The sequence below is a fragment of the Bacillus sp. FSL W7-1346 genome, assembly GCF_038593335.1.
Taxonomy (GTDB): domain Bacteria; phylum Bacillota; class Bacilli; order Bacillales; family Bacillaceae; genus Bacillus; species Bacillus altitudinis.
This window is the reverse complement of sequence record NZ_CP151988.1, coordinates 3,288,607-3,305,498: the sequence shown is the minus strand read 5'-3', so window position 1 is coordinate 3,305,498 and position 16,892 is coordinate 3,288,607. Positions and strand designations below refer to the sequence as shown.

The 16,892-nt window shown below is 41.3% G+C and carries 19 protein-coding genes; 10 read left to right on the top strand and 9 right to left on the bottom strand.

The annotated features are described in order from the left end of the window. Window positions 1-8: 8 nt before the first annotated feature. The 4 genes from NST09_RS17030 to NST09_RS17015 form a co-directional block, all read right to left on the bottom strand. On the bottom strand, window positions 9-1,217 hold the full coding sequence (locus NST09_RS17030) for an ammonium transporter (RefSeq protein WP_008343343.1): 1,209 nt from the start codon (window positions 1,215-1,217) through the stop codon (window positions 9-11). Between the two features lie 193 nt (window positions 1,218-1,410). Beyond that, on the bottom strand, window positions 1,411-2,151 hold the full coding sequence (locus NST09_RS17025) for an amino acid ABC transporter ATP-binding protein (RefSeq protein WP_035389775.1): 741 nt from the start codon (window positions 2,149-2,151) through the stop codon (window positions 1,411-1,413). Window positions 2,152-2,161: 10 nt separating this feature from the next. Continuing rightward, complete coding sequence (locus tag NST09_RS17020; RefSeq protein ID WP_081832172.1) at window positions 2,162-2,839, bottom strand: amino acid ABC transporter permease; 678 nt, start codon at window positions 2,837-2,839, stop codon at window positions 2,162-2,164. A gap of 41 nt (window positions 2,840-2,880) precedes the next feature. After that, a complete protein-coding gene (locus tag NST09_RS17015; protein ID WP_342493148.1) occupies window positions 2,881-3,768 on the bottom strand; it encodes a transporter substrate-binding domain-containing protein in 888 nt (295 codons plus the stop codon). Between the two features lie 176 nt (window positions 3,769-3,944). Between NST09_RS17015 and NST09_RS17010 the strand changes: the two genes are divergently transcribed. Then, window positions 3,945-5,336, top strand: a complete 1,392-nt coding sequence (locus NST09_RS17010) for an MFS transporter (RefSeq protein WP_224564260.1) — start codon at window positions 3,945-3,947, stop codon at window positions 5,334-5,336. Between the two features lie 33 nt (window positions 5,337-5,369). Here NST09_RS17010 and NST09_RS17005 read toward each other — a convergent pair whose 3' ends face one another. The 3 genes from NST09_RS17005 to NST09_RS16995 all read right to left on the bottom strand — a co-directional run bounded on the left by NST09_RS17005 (window position 5,370) and on the right by NST09_RS16995 (window position 7,695). Further along, window positions 5,370-5,969 (bottom strand): undecaprenyl-diphosphatase, encoded by a 600-nt coding sequence (locus NST09_RS17005; protein WP_008343330.1) that lies wholly within the window; start codon window positions 5,967-5,969, stop codon window positions 5,370-5,372. 109 nt (window positions 5,970-6,078) lie between these two features. Next, on the bottom strand, window positions 6,079-7,266 hold the full coding sequence (locus NST09_RS17000) for an MFS transporter (RefSeq protein WP_008343329.1): 1,188 nt from the start codon (window positions 7,264-7,266) through the stop codon (window positions 6,079-6,081). 15 nt (window positions 7,267-7,281) lie between these two features. After that, window positions 7,282-7,695, bottom strand: a complete 414-nt coding sequence (locus tag NST09_RS16995) for a MarR family transcriptional regulator (RefSeq protein ID WP_224558776.1) — start codon at window positions 7,693-7,695, stop codon at window positions 7,282-7,284. A 347-nt stretch (window positions 7,696-8,042) separates the two neighbouring features. On the opposite strand from NST09_RS16995, the gene spoIIID reads away from it, so the two are divergent. From spoIIID to NST09_RS16975, 4 genes are all read left to right on the top strand, one after another. Next, the gene (gene spoIIID / locus NST09_RS16990; protein ID WP_008343327.1) at window positions 8,043-8,321 is read left to right on the top strand and encodes a sporulation transcriptional regulator SpoIIID; all 279 of its coding nucleotides are present in this window, start codon (window positions 8,043-8,045) and stop codon (window positions 8,319-8,321) included. 185 nt (window positions 8,322-8,506) lie between these two features. Further along, entirely contained in the window at window positions 8,507-9,508 is a 1,002-nt protein-coding gene (gene mbl / locus NST09_RS16985) for a cell shape-determining protein Mbl (RefSeq protein ID WP_007497573.1), read from the top strand. A 134-nt stretch (window positions 9,509-9,642) separates the two neighbouring features. After that, on the top strand, window positions 9,643-10,482 hold the full coding sequence (locus tag NST09_RS16980; RefSeq protein ID WP_017360018.1) for a flagellar hook-basal body protein: 840 nt from the start codon (window positions 9,643-9,645) through the stop codon (window positions 10,480-10,482). A 30-nt stretch (window positions 10,483-10,512) separates the two neighbouring features. Beyond that, entirely contained in the window at window positions 10,513-11,331 is an 819-nt protein-coding gene (locus NST09_RS16975; RefSeq protein WP_007497568.1) for a flagellar hook-basal body protein, read from the top strand. 14 nt (window positions 11,332-11,345) lie between these two features. Here the strand turns inward: NST09_RS16975 and NST09_RS16970 are convergent, their stop codons facing one another. Next, window positions 11,346-12,401 (bottom strand): tetratricopeptide repeat protein, encoded by a 1,056-nt coding sequence (locus NST09_RS16970; RefSeq protein WP_039962963.1) that lies wholly within the window; start codon window positions 12,399-12,401, stop codon window positions 11,346-11,348. 219 nt (window positions 12,402-12,620) lie between these two features. Between NST09_RS16970 and fabZ the strand changes: the two genes are divergently transcribed. Beyond that, entirely contained in the window at window positions 12,621-13,055 is a 435-nt protein-coding gene (gene fabZ / locus NST09_RS16965; RefSeq protein WP_007497564.1) for a 3-hydroxyacyl-ACP dehydratase FabZ, read from the top strand. A gap of 126 nt (window positions 13,056-13,181) precedes the next feature. Next, window positions 13,182-13,577, top strand: coding sequence for a large conductance mechanosensitive channel protein MscL (gene mscL / locus NST09_RS16960; protein WP_008343317.1), 396 nt, complete (start codon window positions 13,182-13,184; stop codon window positions 13,575-13,577). Between the two features lie 193 nt (window positions 13,578-13,770). Here mscL and NST09_RS16955 read toward each other — a convergent pair whose 3' ends face one another. After that, entirely contained in the window at window positions 13,771-14,181 is a 411-nt protein-coding gene (locus NST09_RS16955) for a YwpF-like family protein (RefSeq protein ID WP_003215215.1), read from the bottom strand. 117 nt (window positions 14,182-14,298) lie between these two features. On the opposite strand from NST09_RS16955, the gene NST09_RS16950 reads away from it, so the two are divergent. The 3 genes from NST09_RS16950 (at window position 14,299) to NST09_RS16940 (ending at window position 16,848) form a co-directional block, all read left to right on the top strand. Next, the gene (locus tag NST09_RS16950; RefSeq protein WP_008343305.1) at window positions 14,299-14,655 is read left to right on the top strand and encodes a hypothetical protein; all 357 of its coding nucleotides are present in this window, start codon (window positions 14,299-14,301) and stop codon (window positions 14,653-14,655) included. A gap of 390 nt (window positions 14,656-15,045) precedes the next feature. After that, a complete protein-coding gene (locus tag NST09_RS16945) occupies window positions 15,046-15,906 on the top strand; it encodes a Cof-type HAD-IIB family hydrolase (protein WP_342493558.1) in 861 nt (286 codons plus the stop codon). A gap of 153 nt (window positions 15,907-16,059) precedes the next feature. Further along, the gene (locus NST09_RS16940) at window positions 16,060-16,848 is read left to right on the top strand and encodes an STAS domain-containing protein (protein WP_017360015.1); all 789 of its coding nucleotides are present in this window, start codon (window positions 16,060-16,062) and stop codon (window positions 16,846-16,848) included. The last annotated feature ends 44 nt before the right edge of the window (window positions 16,849-16,892 follow it).

Genomic DNA, 16,892 nt, shown 5'->3' with positions numbered 1-16,892 from the left:
CTTTTTCTTTAATCTTGATATGCTTTTTCGCCGTGCATCGTTAAATCAAGACCGACTGATTCTTCTTCTTCAGTTGCGCGAATCTTGAAGAAGATGTTGACGACTTTGATGATCACATATGTGACAACTGCAACAAAGACGTATGTGGCCACGATGGCGACAACTTGTTTCCAAAGTAAGCTTGGATCGCCGTAAAATAAGCCGTTGGCTCCGCCATCATTGACAGATGTAGTGGCGAAAAGGCCTGTAGCAATGCCTCCCCACGTACCGCCGATTCCGTGGAGACCGAATGCATCCAGTGCATCGTCATAGCCGAACTTGGCTTTGAGTGAATAGACGCCCCAGAAACAAACGATCCCGCCGATGATTCCGATGATAATCGAAGCGAATGGTGTGACAAAGCCTGCGGCAGGTGTAATCGCTACTAGGCCTGCAATGGCTCCAGAGATTGCACCTAGCATCGTTGGTTTTTTGTTGATCATCCATTCGACTAACAGCCAGCCGATGATTCCTGCAGCAGCTGCTGTATTGGTGTTAATAAAGGCATACATGGCGACACTATCTAATGTGAGGGCACTTCCTACGTTAAACCCAAACCAGCCAAACCAAATCACAGCTCCACCAAGAAGTGTGTAGATCAAGTTATGCGGAGAAGAACTTGCCGCTTCTTTTCGCTTCCCGAGAACAATGGCTACGACTAGACCAGCCACACCGGATGATATGTGGACGACGTTTCCACCGGCGAAGTCAAGTGCTCCCATTTCTCCAATCCAGCCGCCGCCCCATACCCAGTGTGCGACTGGAGCGTATACAAATGTGACCCAAAGGAGTGTAAACACGACCACCGCTGAGTAACGAATACGTTCAGCGAACGCACCAGAGATAATGGCTGTTGTGAGGACGGCAAAGGTCATTTGGAACATCATGAACAATGAATGTGGAATCGTGTCACTATATGAACCAGGTTCAAAGCCAACGCCTTTTAGTCCAACCCAGTCAAAGCCTCCGATCCATGCATTGCCTGGCGCAAAGGCCAGTGAATAGCCAAACACGATCCAGACGATAGAGACAATGGCTAGTGAGGTTAAGCTGTGCATTGTCGTACTTAACACGTTTTTACTTCTCACAAGTCCTCCGTAGAATAAGGCTAAACCCGGTGTCATTAACCACACGAGTAGTGCGCAGAAGAACATAAATACTGTATCACCCATTTGCATGCTGCATTCCCCCGAATCATTCAGAATTAATAGATTTCTTAATTCTTCATTATAGAGAGAAAAGTCATATATAACATATTCATGTAAGTTTATCTAACATGGTTTTTTGGTCATTATCAATATAAATGGATGAAAAGTTCGTAAAAAATGAGAATAAACGTGCATGAATCACGAAAAATAAAGGGCGTTTGACCTATAAAATCGAACTGAGAAACAATTTGGTTCGCTCCTCTTGAGGAGAATCAAATAATTCTGATGGGGTACCTTGTTCGACGATTCGTCCTTCATGCATATAAACAACTCGGTCAGCTACTTCTTTTGCGAAGCCCATTTCATGAGTGACGATGACCATTGTCATGCCTTCTTTGGCAAGACTTTTCATGGTTTGCAGCACTTCGCCTACAAGCTCTGGGTCCAGCGCAGAAGTAGGCTCGTCAAATAACATGACATCGGGCTTCATGGCGAGAGCTCGTGCGATGGCAACGCGCTGTTTTTGACCGCCTGATAGCTTTGAAGGGTACACTTTTGCTTTATCCGCTAGTCCGACTTTCTCTAATAAGATATTGGCTTCAGTTATCGCTTGTGCTTTCTTTGTTTTTTTCACCATGACCGGTGCTTCGATGATGTTTTCAAGCACGGTTTTGTGCGGGAAGAGATTAAAATGCTGAAACACCATGCCTATTTTCTGCCTCATTTCATTTAATTGATCTCGTTTTGGATGAACGGGACTGCCATCAATGATGATCTGACCGTCATTTTTTATTTCTAAAAAATTCATACAACGGAGCAAGGTGCTTTTCCCAGAGCCGCTTGCACCAATTAAGACGACGACATCATTTTCATATACAGTGAGATCGATATCTTTTAAGACATGCAGCTCTCCAAAGTATTTATTCAGTTTTTCAACACGAATGATCTCTTTTGATTCTGTCATGCTTCTCCTCCTAATGATCACTGACTGAAAGTTTCTTCTCAACGGTTTGCACAGCGAATGTTAACAGCAGGACAAGAACTAAGTAATAGACAGCCACGACAAGTAAGTACGTCATGTTGTCAAAACTGTTGGAACCTTGAGTGGTGGCTATGTTAAAGAGTTCATTGACGCTGATGAAGGCGGCAAGTGATGAATCTTTTAAGCCGATAATAAACTGATTGCCGAGAGGGGGGAGGGCACGCCGCATCGCTTGCGGGAGAATGATACGTCTCATGGTTAGAAATCGCCCCATGCCAAGAGAACGTCCTGCTTCTTTTTGACCTTGATCGATTGATTGAATCGCACCTCTAAATATTTCTGCTATATAGGCACCGTTATGGAAGGCAAGCGCAATAGAGGCTGCCCAAAAGTCGGGTATATTTAATTCTGTCAGCCCAAAATACAGGATAAAAATCTGCACAATGAGTGGTGTCCCGCGTACAAGGAAGATATAGGCATTTGCGATATAACCGAAAACGGCTACGTGGGATATTTTTAGTAAGGCAAAGAAAAGCCCGATGAACATGCCGATGAAAATACTGATGACAGTGAGTTGTAAGGTGAGCAGCATTCCTTCTAAGAAAACGCCTCTAGAATCAATCAGCGTTTGAAAAAAGTGTGATAAGGTAGGCAAAACAATCATCTCCATTTGAAGAAAGTGCGCCTAGAGAAAGGCGCACAATCGTGGTTTTAATCCTGTTTGACGGTAATATCTTCGTCAAAATACTTTTCGCTAATTTGTCTTAATGTTCCGTCTTTTCTAAGTGCATCAATCGCATCGTTGATTTCTTTTATGAGCTCTTTATTGTCTTTAGAGACAGCGATTGCTTGCTCACTTTGCCCGAGTCTTTCTTGTGCTTCAATTTTAAGTTTTTTCTTCATGGCTTCTGCACCTGTGGCAAAATCAGTGACGACCGCATCGTGTTTGCCATTGGCTAGTGCTTCTAAAGCGACAACATCACTGTCGTAATATTTTGGTTCCTGCCCGCTATGTTCTTTGGCAAGATCCGCATAGGACGAACCTTTAGAGACAGCGATTTCTTTGTTTTTTAAGTCATCTGCACTGTGAATATCTGCGCCGGGTCTTGTGAAGATTTGCGGACCAGAGTAGTAATACGGTTGAGAAAAAAGGACGTGTTTTTTTCGTTCCTCGTTGATGGTATGACTTGCAACGGCCGCATCAAATTTGCCTGCTTTGACGCCTTCGACGATGCCTGCGAATTTATATTTTTTCTGTACAGGCTCTAGGCCCATCTTGTCACTAATCGCATTGCCGACATCAATATCAAAGCCGGACATCTGGTTTCCATCCATGTAACTGAATGGGTGGAATTCACCTGATGCTGCAAAAATAAATTTCCCATCCTCCAAAATCGGTGACCCTTTCGCTGTAGAATTACGTTTATCTCCGTTCCCATTTGTTTCATTTGAACCGCACGAAGACAGAAGTAATACTGCAACCGAGAAAAGGGCTGGGACCCAAAACCGTCTTTTTTTAATAATAAGCTTCTCCTCCTTTTCAGCCGTTCTCCGTATAAGGAGAAAGTAGGCTTTTAAATATGTGTAGCATCTTACCATTTGTTCCTCATATTCTCAATTTTATATGCGCTTTTCCAACACTTGCCCTTTTTAGAATGTATGTCTTGCTTTTCGGAGAGAGAACTTGAATTGCTAAGGGTAAAAAAGGGAAATGAATCTCATAATAACGAGGAGATAGACAAAGAACGTGTATGTCAAAAGAAGGGGGCGGGTGTATGATCAAATGGAAAAACAACCGAAAAGTCTTTTTAACGGCGATTGCTTTTGGAACGATGTTAAATCCACTGAATTCCTCAATGATTTCTTTAGCCTTGCATCAAATTCAGCATGAGTTCGGATTGTCGTTTACGACGGTATCTTGGCTCATTTCAACCTTTTATTTGGCCAGCGCGGTCACGCAGCCGGTGAGTGGACGAATTGGAGATCATGTGATGAGCCGGAGAACTTTATTTTTATTTGGACTAGTTCTAGTGGCAGTCTCAGCCATTTGTGCGCCGTTTGCCCCGACTTTTGCGTTGCTGATTGTAATCCGGCTTCTTCAGGCGATTGGAAGCAGTGCGATCTATCCTTCAGGTGTTGGACTGATTCGGGATCATGTGAAGGAACGACAAGCTTCTGCTTTAGCGGTATTGTCTATTTTTGCTTCAGCGATGACAGCACTCGGGCCGACACTTGGCGGGTTTTTGATGACAATCGGCAGCTGGCCGGCGATCTTTTTAGTGAATCTGCCATTCATATTGATTAGTTTTTTTCTAGGCCTTTCCTTGTTTCCTAAGGAGAAGAAGAAAAAATTGCGTATTGGAGACACTGTCCGAAAGCTTGATTTGCCAGGGATGTTTCTATTTACAGTTTGTATTGTCCTTTTGCTTTCTTTTTTATTATCACTATCTGATGGTATTCAGTATGTGCAGGGCATTCTCTGTCTTGTGAGTGCGGGTGCTTTTATATGGTGGGAGCATCAGGTGGATGAGCCATTTATCCAAATTCGGATGTTCAGGCAGGAGAAACGGCTTTCACTTGTGTATGTGCAATTTATCATTTTAAATATTTTCTTCTATTGCCTCTTTTTTGGCTTGCCAAGTTATTTTCAAGATGAATTGGGCTGGCGTGTGGAGATGACGGGCCTCTTTATGCTTTGCATGTCTGGCGTGAGCATAATGGTATCGCCGCTGACTGGCAAGTGGGTAGATCGCGGCGATGAACGGCATCCTGTTTTGGCAAGTGCTGTGCTGATGCTGGCCGGCGCTTCCGCCATGACTTTCTTTTTTATTCCTGCGCCATTCTGGGGGAAAGGACTGGTTCTTGCTTTGCTTGGACTCAGTTACGGGATTGGAAATGTTGCGCTTCAAGCTGCGATGTTAAAAGCGAGCCCTCAACAAATGATTGGCACGACCTCTGGGCTTTTTCAAACATGCAGGTACCTTGGTTCCATTCTATCATCTGCCGTGCTTGGCATGCTGTTTGGTGAGGAAATTGCAGGTTCTCATTTTGACCAATTAGGCTGGACATTGATCATGATTTCTCTTGTCGGCATTAGCGTCAGCCTTTATTTTTCGAGTATGGTCAGAGGAAAACAAACAATGAAAAAAGCGGCTGGGATAAAGTAGAAGAGAGGTCTTCCATACTTTATCGCAAGCCGCTTAAGAGTTGGACAGGTCTGACCCTTGGTCCTTTTGCTTCCTTCTGAAAATTTTGCCCACAATGTTCTCGTAAAATGTCACGATACGGTCAATTGGAGAGTCAAAGAACTTCCATAATTTATTCATGATAAAGACAACCACAATCGATACGATCAAGCTGCCTAATACATCAAATGGATAATGATGACCGACCCAGATGCGGGAGAACCCTGTCAGTAATCCAAAAACAAGCAAAATATTGCCGAGTTTTTTATTACGGGATCGAATGGCTAGTGAAAGAGCCAGTGCACCTGTTGTGTGGTCACTTGGGAAGGAAGCGTCTGCTGAGTGCGGGATGAGTGTGTCGACTTTGTGCGCCACAAACGGCCGCTCTTCATAATAAAACAGCGTAATGGCAAAATTGACGATGAGTGCCACGATGCCTGTTACACCAGAAAAGAAGACATGCTTCTTAAATTTGTGATTACCTAAAAACCAGCAAATCAATAAGACGAGGGCATATACGAGAATGGCCTTTTTCGTAATGAAAATCATGGCCTGATCTAAAAACTCAGAATGATGAGCCATCCCGTGTATGACTTTAAACAATTCGTAATTCAAAACATCACCTATACTTTCGCTTAACGCCAACTATTTTTCAAAAGACCTATCTGTTCATTTGAAATATCCTATATTTTAGCATGTTTTCAGTGAAGTTTAAAACAGTATCCTATTCTGATAGGGAAACCTTTTGTGCTTTTGCTTCTTGCGGTTTTCGTTCGCTCCAATAAAAAACGCCCATGCTGAGTAACACGACAACGCCAGCAATGAGATATACATTTGAAAAATCTGTGAAGCTGACAAGCAGTCCGAAGACAAAGGATCCAGCGGCAATCCCCGTATCATACAAGGTAAAGAAAGTTGCTGTGGCGTAGCCTGTACGGTGTGCTGGTGAGTGCTGTATCGCAAGTGTTTGTAGACATGGCACCAAAGAGCCGTAGCCAAGGCCGATGACAGCGCCGGATAAAAGAAGCATGGTGGCTGTTTGTGTAGCGGTCAGCATCCATAAACCAATCGCAAAGAGAGCAATAGATGGGTAGATCACAATATGAGGCCCGACTCGGTCAAACAGTCTGCCTGTAAATGGACGTGATCCAAGCATTGCAGCTGCAAAAACAATGAAGAAATAACTGCTTGCACCCATCAGATGAAGTGAATTGGCATAGACTGAAATAAATGAAATGATCGGCGAGTAACAGAAGGAGATAATGATTCCAACTGCTGCCGTTTTTAAAGCGCCTTTTTCAAACAGATGAGAAAAAGTGAATCGAAAGACGACACTTCCGCCATTTTCAGGCTCTGGCTGTCTAATCAGCATCGTGAAAGCTGCACCGATGGAGACGATGATGGAAAAGAGCAGAAATAAAGAATGGAATCCGATTTTTCCTACTTGATTCAGTGCGATAAACGGACCGATGACCACGGCGAGGTTCATCGACATCACAAAGTATCCAAGGCCCTCTCCTCGTTTATGTTTCGGAATCATATCAGCTGCAATGGCACTTGCTACGGTTGTCAAAATGCTGAAGAAGATTCCTTGCACGAAACGCAGCATGAGAAGTGTTTGGAATTGATCAATTGGAATGTATAAATAAGTGAGCAGGGCAAAAGCCGTTGAAGAAAAAATCGCCATGCGTTTCTTGCCGAATTTCTCAATAATGGCCCCTGAAAATGGTCTTGTCACAATTGCTGATAATAAGAAGACCGTCACAAGGAGGCCGCCCTGTGATTCTGTTCCATTTAATTCATCCATTGTGTAAATGGGGAGTAAGGTCAAAAGGGCATAAAAAGAGGTGAATGTAAATAAATTCACCAGGACAATCATGATAAAGTCTTTTGTCCAAATGCGTTCGTTCATGGTGTATGTCACTTCCTATTCAGTTGATAATTTGTGTAGTAGTTTATGGAGGAGCTGTTTTTCTTCGTAGGTAAAATCTGAAAGACATTCTTCTTCAAATTGTTCCATCGTCTGTTTGATTTCTTTAAACTTTGTTTTTGCATCGTCTGTCATGACGATGAGATTCTCACGTTTGTCTTTTCCTTGGACTCGTTTCACCCAGCCGTTTGCTTCTAGACGTGTCACGGTTCTTGTAATCGTCGGTGCTTCGACGTTCAAATAGGTCCAAATGTCTTTTTGCGTTTTAGGGCCGAATGTATCCAAACAAAAAAGTACAGTCCACTGGGACATGTACAAGTCATAAGCAGCAAGCGCTTCGTTCGCTTTTTTAGACAGCAGCCGCGCGCTTTGATGTATTTGATGTAAACACTCTCTGTTTAACGTATCCATAGGCTCACCTTTATTCATTATTTATCTAGGTAAATAAAATCACCTTTCCTATTTTACGTGTTACACCGATGCTTGTAAAGTGAAAATTTTCGGCACTCGAAATGATTTTTTGTTTTGTCTTTTCTGATAAATCCCTTGTCCCATCTTCATTTTTAGCATATTCCCTATGCAATGCTAATACACTGTTACAAACCTGACAAAGAGAGTGTTTGAGGTGAGGGATCGTGTTTGGCATTTACTACCTAATGGATGAGAAATTAAGACGAACAAGCGCCGCTGAAAATGGATAATATTGATACGGATCTCATTTCACACTTCTCACATCCATTTTAGGGAGGTCGAGTGGTGTGCACGATTACATCAAAGAGCGAACAATCAAGATAGGAAAGTATATCGTGGAGACAAAGAAAACCGTTCGTGTAATTGCGAAAGAATTTGGAGTCTCTAAAAGTACTGTACACAAGGATCTAACAGAAAGACTGCCAGAAATTAATCCAGATCTGGCTAACGAAGTGAAGGAGATACTGGATTATCATAAATCAATCCGTCACCTGCGAGGGGGAGAAGCCACAAAGTTAAAGTATAAAAAAGAAGAAATTTTAGAAGGTGAGCCTGTAAAACAGTAAGCTTTAGTTCTTTGTTCATAAACATGATATATATATCTTCCTCTTATCGGTAGTTTCTAACCACAAATTTTGTAAAGACTTTTGTAAAGAAATATCTTTTTTTCTGCAAATTATGATAGAATATATAATTAGGGCAGAATGTGGTATTTGCTATGGAAACAGATTTTCAAGGAGGATATATATAGATGTTTGCTAGGGATATTGGAATTGATCTTGGTACTGCAAATGTACTGATTCATGTCAAAGGAAAAGGAATTGTGTTAAATGAACCATCTGTTGTCGCTCTTGATAAAAACAGCGGGAAAGTATTAGCTGTTGGAGAAGAAGCGAGACGTATGGTTGGACGTACGCCTGGGAATATTGTTGCGATTCGTCCATTAAAAGATGGCGTAATTGCTGATTTTGAAGTAACTGAAGCGATGCTCAAGCATTTTATTAACAAATTGAATGTGAAAGGGCTGTTCTCTAAGCCGCGTATGCTCATCTGCTGCCCGACAAACATTACATCTGTTGAGCAGAAGGCAATCAAAGAAGCTGCTGAAAAAAGCGGCGGGAAGCATGTATTTCTTGAAGAAGAGCCAAAAGTAGCAGCAATTGGTGCTGGTATGGATATTTTTCAGCCAAGTGGAAACATGGTCGTAGATATTGGAGGCGGAACGACAGATATCGCTGTCATCTCGATGGGTGACATTGTAACCGCCTCTTCTATTAAAATGGCTGGAGACAAATTTGACCTGGAAATTCTAAACTACATTAAAAAAGAGTACAAGCTGTTGATCGGTGAGCGAACTGCAGAGGACATTAAGATCCAAGTTGCAACGGTATTCCCAGACGCACGTCACGAAGAGATCTCGATTCGTGGACGAGACATGGTGACAGGATTACCAAGAACGATTACCGTCACAAGCAAAGAAGTAGAAGAAGCATTACGTGAATCTGTATCTGCCATTGTTCAGGCTGCGAAACAAGTTCTTGAAAGAACACCACCTGAATTATCAGCTGATATCATTGACCGCGGCGTTATCATTACTGGTGGCGGAGCGCTTCTAAACGGGCTTGATCAATTGCTTGCAGAAGAGCTGAAAGTACCAGTTTTCGTTGCAGAAAATCCAATGGATTGTGTAGCAGTTGGTACTGGCGTGATGCTTGATAATATGGACAAGCTGCCAAAGCGTAAACTCAGCTAATGATTTCCCTCATTCTTTTTAGAAAGAATGGGGGATTTTTATTAAAGAAGCCTGCCAATATGCCGATATATTTCATAGAAGATTGTGTACTGATGATTTTAGGTCATGTGAAAGAATTTGAATGAGGTGAGCACGTGTTAAAAGGACTATACACCGCAACATCTGCCATGATCGCTCAAGAGCGGCGGACAGAAATGCTTTCAAATAATATCGCAAATGCGAATACTCCAGGCTATAAAGCAGATGAAGGGGCCATGCGCGCATTTCCAGAAATGTTGCTAAGCCGAATGGAATCAGGACGTTTCCAAACATCTTCAGGCAAAGGCTTTAGTATCCCGCAGCAAACGGCGATCGGCGGAATTAATACGGGAACATACATGCAGGAATTGATTCCCCAATTTACACAAGGAACATTAAAAACAACGGATCAAACAACTGATATCGCATTAGTAGAAAATAATGTACCCATCAACCCGGAGACAAATCAAAAGTCAGCGCTTTTTTATGCTGTGAATACACCAGAAGGCGTTCGTTATACGAAAAGCAGTTCCATTACATTGAATGATCAAAATCAGCTGACGATCAATGGACGTGCCCTTCTTTCCGTGACGGGCCAGCCGATTACAGTTCAAAGTGAGAATTTCAAAGTGAACGCAGATGGAACCGTGAGTGAAAACGGACAAAACCTTGGACAAATTGATGTACGTGTTGCAATGGATACAAGAAACCTTGCGCGTGAAGGAAATGATTTATACCGTACAGCTGATAACCAGCCTCTTCCAAGTGCGGTCAATAACGGTCAAATGTCCTATACATTAAGCCAAGGTGTATCAGAGCTGTCGAACGTTGATGTGACGAAATCATATACAGAAATGACAACAGCCTACCGCGCGTTTGAAACAAACCAAAAAGTGGTTCAGGCATATGATAAAAGTTTAGAAAAAGCAGTGAATGAAATCGGAAGAGTGTATTAATGAAGAAATGAAAGAGAGAGGAGGATTCTCATGCTTAGAACGATGATCAATGCAGCTGTGTCGATGAACGAGGTGCAAAAGCAGCTTGATATCATTAGTAATAACATCGCAAACAGTGAAACAACAGGGTATCGCGCGAAAAACACCCGTTTTTCAGAGCTGGTCAGACAACAGTTTAATCAGGTAGATGAAAAAAATGAGCAGGTGGCAAACAGTCGTCTGACACCTGCTGGTTTAAGGCTTGGAACTGGTACGATGGTCAATGCATCCATTAACTCATTGCAAGGTTCTATTAAAGAAACAGGCCGTGACCTTGATGTTGCATTTGGTGCGCCATCTCAGTATTTGCAGGTCAATGCTGGCGGTAACATCCGGTATACAAGAGATGGCTCTCTTTATTTACAGCCAGGAAATAATCGGAATCAAGTCCAGCTGGTGACAAGCGAAGGCCATCCGATTCTTGACGAAAACGGGAATGAGATTGTCTTAAATGCGAATTTCCGTGATATTTCTATCGATAAAAATGGCCGGCTTACAGCTATTTCTCGAGGCAATCAACCGAATCAGCAGGTGAATCTTGGGGTTGTTCAAGTGAATAATTCTTCAGCACTCATCTCTGAAGGAGAAAATTTGTTCTCAGTCGACGGCAACTATCAAGGCGCTTTAACGGCACTGAATGGGGCAAACCGTCAGGCCATTCAACTTCAGCAAGGTGCACTTGAAACGTCGAATGTGGACATGTCTAAAGAATTAACAGACCTCATGACAACACAGCGTTCGTATCAGATGAACTCAAGAACCATTACGATGGGCGATCAGATGCTAGGACTCATTAATACCATTCGATAATGAGCAGGCGGATGTCAGCCTCTCATGATAAAAAAGGCGGCTCGCTCAAAGTCGCCCTTTTTTTTATAAAAATCTGAGACATCTGCAAGCAGATCTTCAAGATCAATCCAGGCTTCTTTTCGTTCAAGACATGTGACGAGTGTAGCAATCTGTTCATCTGCCTTGGGCGTTTGGCTGTAGAGAAGGAATAAAATTTGGAACTTGATTCTTAATAGATCAAATTGGGCATCAACGGCTTCTTTTAGACCTTTTTGAATATACTTCATTCCTTCATCAGTTAAATTCTCTTTAAAGCAGGAACGCACAGTTTCATAGAGACACGATACATAGGAGTGGGCAGATTTCCGGTATGCTGGGAGCCGAAGCGCTTTTTTAAAGTATTCTAGTGCTTCCTTATGACGATTCTGTCTCGACTTGATAAAACCAGCGTCATAATACACGATACCAAGCAATTCTTGGTCATCAATCATTTTCACGTATTCGATAATTTCAATAAAAATAGCTTCTGCTTCTTCATATTTTTTTTGATCACTAAAGTTAAGTGCGAGCACAATTTTGCACCGATAAATGCTGTGGATATCCCCGTGTTTTGCAAAGATATCCATGGCTTTTTCAACATGTCGAATGGATAACAGTGAATAGCGGTTGTTATAATAAACACCACTTGTACGGAAATGAAACTCCGCTTCCTCTAGCTCATCGTCTAGCAGGGGAAGTTTCTCTTCTGCTTTTTCAAGATAATGAATGGCATCATTTTGATCGCTCTTTAAAGATTCGTATAAACCGAGAAAAAAGTAAAAATAATATTGCAGTTGATCATTCATTTGATCTTTGTGGAGCATGAGTTCATGCTTCAGTTTTTCTAAGTCTTCTGTTTGGTTCATCCAGAGCTGATGGCGAAAAAGCATAAGCTGATAATGTAAATGAAGCTCCTGTTTCTTTGACAATCTACGTTTATATTTGGTTAAGGACGTTTTGATCTCTTCAGCCTTCGAAAAGTGTCGATGTTTTAGCATTGTATACCACGAATGGAGAAGTTTTTTAATGGATTTATCGCTTATAAAATTCATTTTTACCCTCTTATTCAATCAATGATGTAATATATATTACCATATTTGTGAAAAAACGATGAGTGTAGAGTGGATTATATTTCATGACAATAGGTAATAATAGATGTTATTTTTTACCATAATTGTTGGCTAGACATTGAAAAATGACTGCATTCATAATATACTTCAATAGGAATCAAATGAAGATTAGCGATATAGAAAAGAAGGAGAGATCAAGACATGCTTGATGCTCAGCAAATTCAAGACATTATTCCACACCGTTATCCATTTTTATTGGTTGACCGTATTTTAGAAGTTGATGGTGAGAAAAGAGCGGTTGGAATCAAAAATGTCACAGTAAATGAAGAATTTTTTAATGGCCATTTCCCAGGATACCCCGTCATGCCAGGTGTGCTTATTGTAGAAGCGCTCGCTCAAGTTTTTGGGGTCATCATGTTAGGTAAAGAAGAGAACAAAGGGAAAATTGGTTTGTTTGCAGGGATTGACAGCTGCCGATTCAAAAGACAGGTCAAGCCCGGCGATCAGCTACGTTTAGAGGTTGAAGTCACGCGTCTTCGCGGTCCAGTTGCCAAAGGAAAAGCAGTTGCAACAGTAGATGGCGAAGTGGCATGTGAAGCAGAACTGACATTTTCTATCGGTCCGAAAGTATCGTAATATGTCTGACGGTTCATCTTGTATGAACCGTTTTTTATATGGAAACATTCAGCCCAAGCGGATAAGGACTTGCTTTTTTGACAAAAAAACGTCATATTAGACAAAAAAAGATGAAGGTGATAAAGAATGCTGAAAGAATTTAGAGAGTTTGCCGTCAAGGGGAATGTAATTGACCTGGCTGTCGGTGTCATCATCGGGGGAGCATTTGGCAAAATTGTCACTTCTCTTGTGAATGATTTAATTATGCCGCTTGTTGGTATTATTGTTGGGGGGCATGATTTTAGTGGATTGTCTATTAAAATCGGTTCTGCTCAAATTTTGTATGGAAGTTTCATTCAAACAGTGGTCGACTTCTTGATTATCTCCTTTTCCATTTTTATCTTTATTCGTTATTTAAATAAATTAAAACGGAAAAAGGTAGAGGAAGAAGAAGTGGTTGAAACGCCAGATCAAACGGAAGTGTTGTTAACCGAAATTAGAGATTTATTGAAAAAACAAAGCCAATCGAAAGATGTGCAATAGAAAAAGAGCGGCTCATCCCGCTCTCAGCGTGTAGACAAACCCTCGCATTCTTTGTCAGGGCTGTGCTCCGGTGCTCGCCCTTCCTAGACACTTCAAAGGTTTTCTATCACGCTGAAAAGGAAGACAAAGGGCTAAAATAAAGTTCATTTTAGCCCTTTGTCAACCATCTAAGAGCGGCTCATCCCGCTCTTTTTTATGTGTTCTGTTTAAAAGCATCCAGCAGTTTTTCTCCTGATAGCCCCTCTTTGACGAGGTCTTTTAATACTTCTTCGGTTTCTGTTCTGTAACGATTTGTGATCATTTTACCGTCGAGTAATACAGATATGTTTTCTTCTAAGGCAACGATGTTTTTGACTTGGACCGATAGATGAACAGGGCGGTTGTTTTCTTTTGTAATCGTCACGAGAATCTTTACTTCTGTATGCTGCTGGAAGAGCACCTCAAACACTTGTCTATGCTTCTTTGGAATCAGTGCCTCGATCATCCAGTGATTTTCGCCATCTTCTTTATTAATGATTAAGCCGTCACGAAGGGGAATGCTGGACATTTTATCTTGCTTTGGATCAAGTTCGATTTTTAAATCAATCAGCCTAAAGGTTTTCATATTTATCACCTCACAAGCGTTCATTATTCGTAAGTATCATTATAGCATACAACATCTGTATAAATGAAACCGCTGCCTACTCAGAACTAGCTGCATATAAGTGAAAGGAGATGTTTTATGGAGTCCTATCAACTTCGAAACATACATATTGGTGAGGAAAAGGAAAGCAATGTGAGGGTCTATACATGGGGAGATATTCTCTCATTTTGTGATGTGTATATGGAAGAAGGGGAGTCCCTCACTTTTCAATACGTGACAGACGATCAAATGGACTGTTTTGAATTTCAATTGTCAATTCATGATGGAAGGCTTTGTTTTTATTGGTTCGCGTGGGACGGGTCTGACTATATTCACATGCCTTCTAGTAATTGGATTCATTCAGATGTTTTTTATCAATTTATGAAAAATAAGTATTTCGTCAAACAAAATAAGATGATGTTTTATACACAAGCGGTAAAAAGTAAAAATGATTGAGGAAATAAAGAATTTGAAGAACGATTTTGTCATTTTCGTTTTTTGTCTCTTGTGCTATTTCTCAGTAGACTAGGGTTAGCTGAAAGGAAAGGAGGCAAAAGGCAAAGGTCTAGCATCTCGTGGCCCCCTCTAGCTATAGCTGATAGACTTTGCCTTGTACACATATTCACTGCGTAATAGTAGAACCAAGGTTTCTTTGTATCAGTCATGTGTCCCCTGTGAATCCCCTTATGCGTATCCGGTCATGTAGCGTGACCGGGTACTCTTATATTCATTGATAAGCCGATCATTCCTTGCAAATAGTGGATACTCATTTCATAATGATGATGGATTTGATAAACGGAAGGTCAACTGAAAATGCAGGCAAAAAAGGAGAGACCGATGACAAACATTCAATTAATCGCAACGGATTTAGACGGAACTTTATTGAACAGTGAGCACAAAGTGAGTCAGGAAAACGAGCAGGCGTTAAAGGAAGCAGCGGCGAGTGGGATTGAGGTTGTCGTTTCAACAGGAAGAGCGTATTTTGATGTGAAATCTATTTTTGATCAGCTTGGGATGAATACGTGGGTCATCAGTGCAAATGGAGCTGTGATTCATGATCTAGAAGGTCAGGTATATCATTCGGCTGTTCTAGAAGAAGAAAAAGCAAAACACATCTTATCATGGCTTGAAGAGCGTGATTATTACTATGAAGTGTTTACGAATGAAGCCATTTACACACCAAACCGCGGCAGGGAGCTTCTGGCGATAGAAATGGACCGCTTAAAGAGTGCAAATCCAGAAACGGATCAGCGTGTTCTTGAGCAAGCGGCTGAAGTTCAATACAGCCAGTCAGGTTTTGCTTATATTGATACATATCAAGAATTGTTTCGTGAGGATCAGAAGCTTTCATTTTATAACATCTTAGGTTTCTCATTTTTTCAAGACAGATTGAAAGCCGGATGGGATGCGTTTGGACATGATTCTGAATTAACATTGGTTAGTTCGGCTGATCATAACTTTGAAATTGGAGCAAAGGAAGCGTCGAAAGGGCAGGCGTTAACCAGGCTGGCAGAAAACCTCGGTATTCCATTAAGCCAAACAGCGGCTGTAGGAGACAGTTTAAATGATGAATCGATGATTCGGGCAGCTGGGGTTGGAATTGCAATGGGGAATGCGAGAAAGGATATAAAAGAATTAGCTGATCACGTCACGTTAACAAATGATGAACATGGTGTGGCACATATGATTCAACATCTTTTGAAATAATTGAATCGTATGGATTTGTATAAATGACATAGGATGAAGCGCATTCTACAAAAGAGGAATTCAGAACTACTTCTATTTACACCTGCTATGGAACATCATATAATTTAATTATGAATATAACCCGCTTGTAAGGAAGTTAAGGAGAGTAAACGAATGGCGCTGGAATCTTATAAGTCCGACAATCTGCATTTAATCAAGGAAGCCTTAGACTATACTCAGGTTGGCCTGACGGTGACGGACCCGTCTTTACCTGATAATCCTTTAATATATGTGAACAAGGGCTTTTTAGATATGACAGGCTATCAAGAAACCGAAGTATTAGGAAAGAACTGTCGTTTCCTTCAAGGAGATGAAACTGAACAGATTGCTCTCAAACAAATTAGGGCAGCCATTGAAAACAAAGAGGCTGTCACTGTACAGTTGAAAAACTATAAAAAATCTGGTCAAATGTTTTGGAACGAGTTAAGTGTGGCGCCTCTATGGATTGATGAAAATGAAGGGAAACGCCTTTATTTCGTCGGTCTGCAAAAGGATGTTACGAAAGAGAAGGAACAGCAAGAGCTTCTTGAGCAATCTATTGATGAAGTATTGAATATTTCTGTCCCGATTGTTCCGGTGAAGGATGGTATTTCTGTACTGCCGATCATTGGTACGTTAACAGCGCCAAGATTTGATAAAATCATCTCAACGGTCTCCACTTATATCTCTCAATCCAAAGATGATTACTTCATTGTGGATCTGTCTGGTTTATTAGAGGTGGATTCATTTGTGGCGGATGCGATCTTTAAGCTGAACGATTTGATTTTAATGACTGGCACTGAACTGATCGTGACAGGTATTAAACCAAATCTTGCGATGAAAATGGGAGAAATGAGAGAGGACTTCCGTGAGTTGAATACGTATATGAATGTGAAATCTGCATTGAAAAAGCTACAAATTTAAGCATTCCTTTATATGAGATTAAAAAAAGAGGACTTTTCATCAAG

Bases quoted from the DNA above. Each gene is read 5' to 3' on its own strand.
- fabZ (WP_007497564.1), top strand. From the start codon at position 12,621: ATGCTTGATGCTCAGCAAATTCAAGACATTATTCCACACCGTTATCCA.
- NST09_RS17025 (WP_035389775.1), bottom strand. From the start codon at position 2,151: ATGACAGAATCAAAAGAGATCATTCGTGTTGAAAAACTGAATAAATAC.
- mscL (WP_008343317.1), top strand. From the start codon at position 13,182: ATGCTGAAAGAATTTAGAGAGTTTGCCGTCAAGGGGAATGTAATTGAC.
- NST09_RS17030 (WP_008343343.1), bottom strand. From the start codon at position 1,217: ATGCAAATGGGTGATACAGTATTTATGTTCTTCTGCGCACTACTCGTG.
- NST09_RS17000 (WP_008343329.1), bottom strand. From the start codon at position 7,266: ATGAACGAACGCATTTGGACAAAAGACTTTATCATGATTGTCCTGGTG.
- NST09_RS16950 (WP_008343305.1), top strand. From the start codon at position 14,299: ATGGAGTCCTATCAACTTCGAAACATACATATTGGTGAGGAAAAGGAA.
- NST09_RS17020 (WP_081832172.1), bottom strand. From the start codon at position 2,839: ATGGAGATGATTGTTTTGCCTACCTTATCACACTTTTTTCAAACGCTG.
- NST09_RS16975 (WP_007497568.1), top strand. From the start codon at position 10,513: ATGCTTAGAACGATGATCAATGCAGCTGTGTCGATGAACGAGGTGCAA.
- NST09_RS16970 (WP_039962963.1), bottom strand. From the start codon at position 12,401: ATGAATTTTATAAGCGATAAATCCATTAAAAAACTTCTCCATTCGTGG.
- NST09_RS16995 (WP_224558776.1), bottom strand. From the start codon at position 7,695: ATGGATACGTTAAACAGAGAGTGTTTACATCAAATACATCAAAGCGCG.
- NST09_RS16955 (WP_003215215.1), bottom strand. From the start codon at position 14,181: ATGAAAACCTTTAGGCTGATTGATTTAAAAATCGAACTTGATCCAAAG.
- NST09_RS17015 (WP_342493148.1), bottom strand. From the start codon at position 3,768: ATGGTAAGATGCTACACATATTTAAAAGCCTACTTTCTCCTTATACGG.
- mbl (WP_007497573.1), top strand. From the start codon at position 8,507: ATGTTTGCTAGGGATATTGGAATTGATCTTGGTACTGCAAATGTACTG.
- NST09_RS17010 (WP_224564260.1), top strand. From the start codon at position 3,945: ATGATCAAATGGAAAAACAACCGAAAAGTCTTTTTAACGGCGATTGCT.
- NST09_RS16940 (WP_017360015.1), top strand. From the start codon at position 16,060: ATGGCGCTGGAATCTTATAAGTCCGACAATCTGCATTTAATCAAGGAA.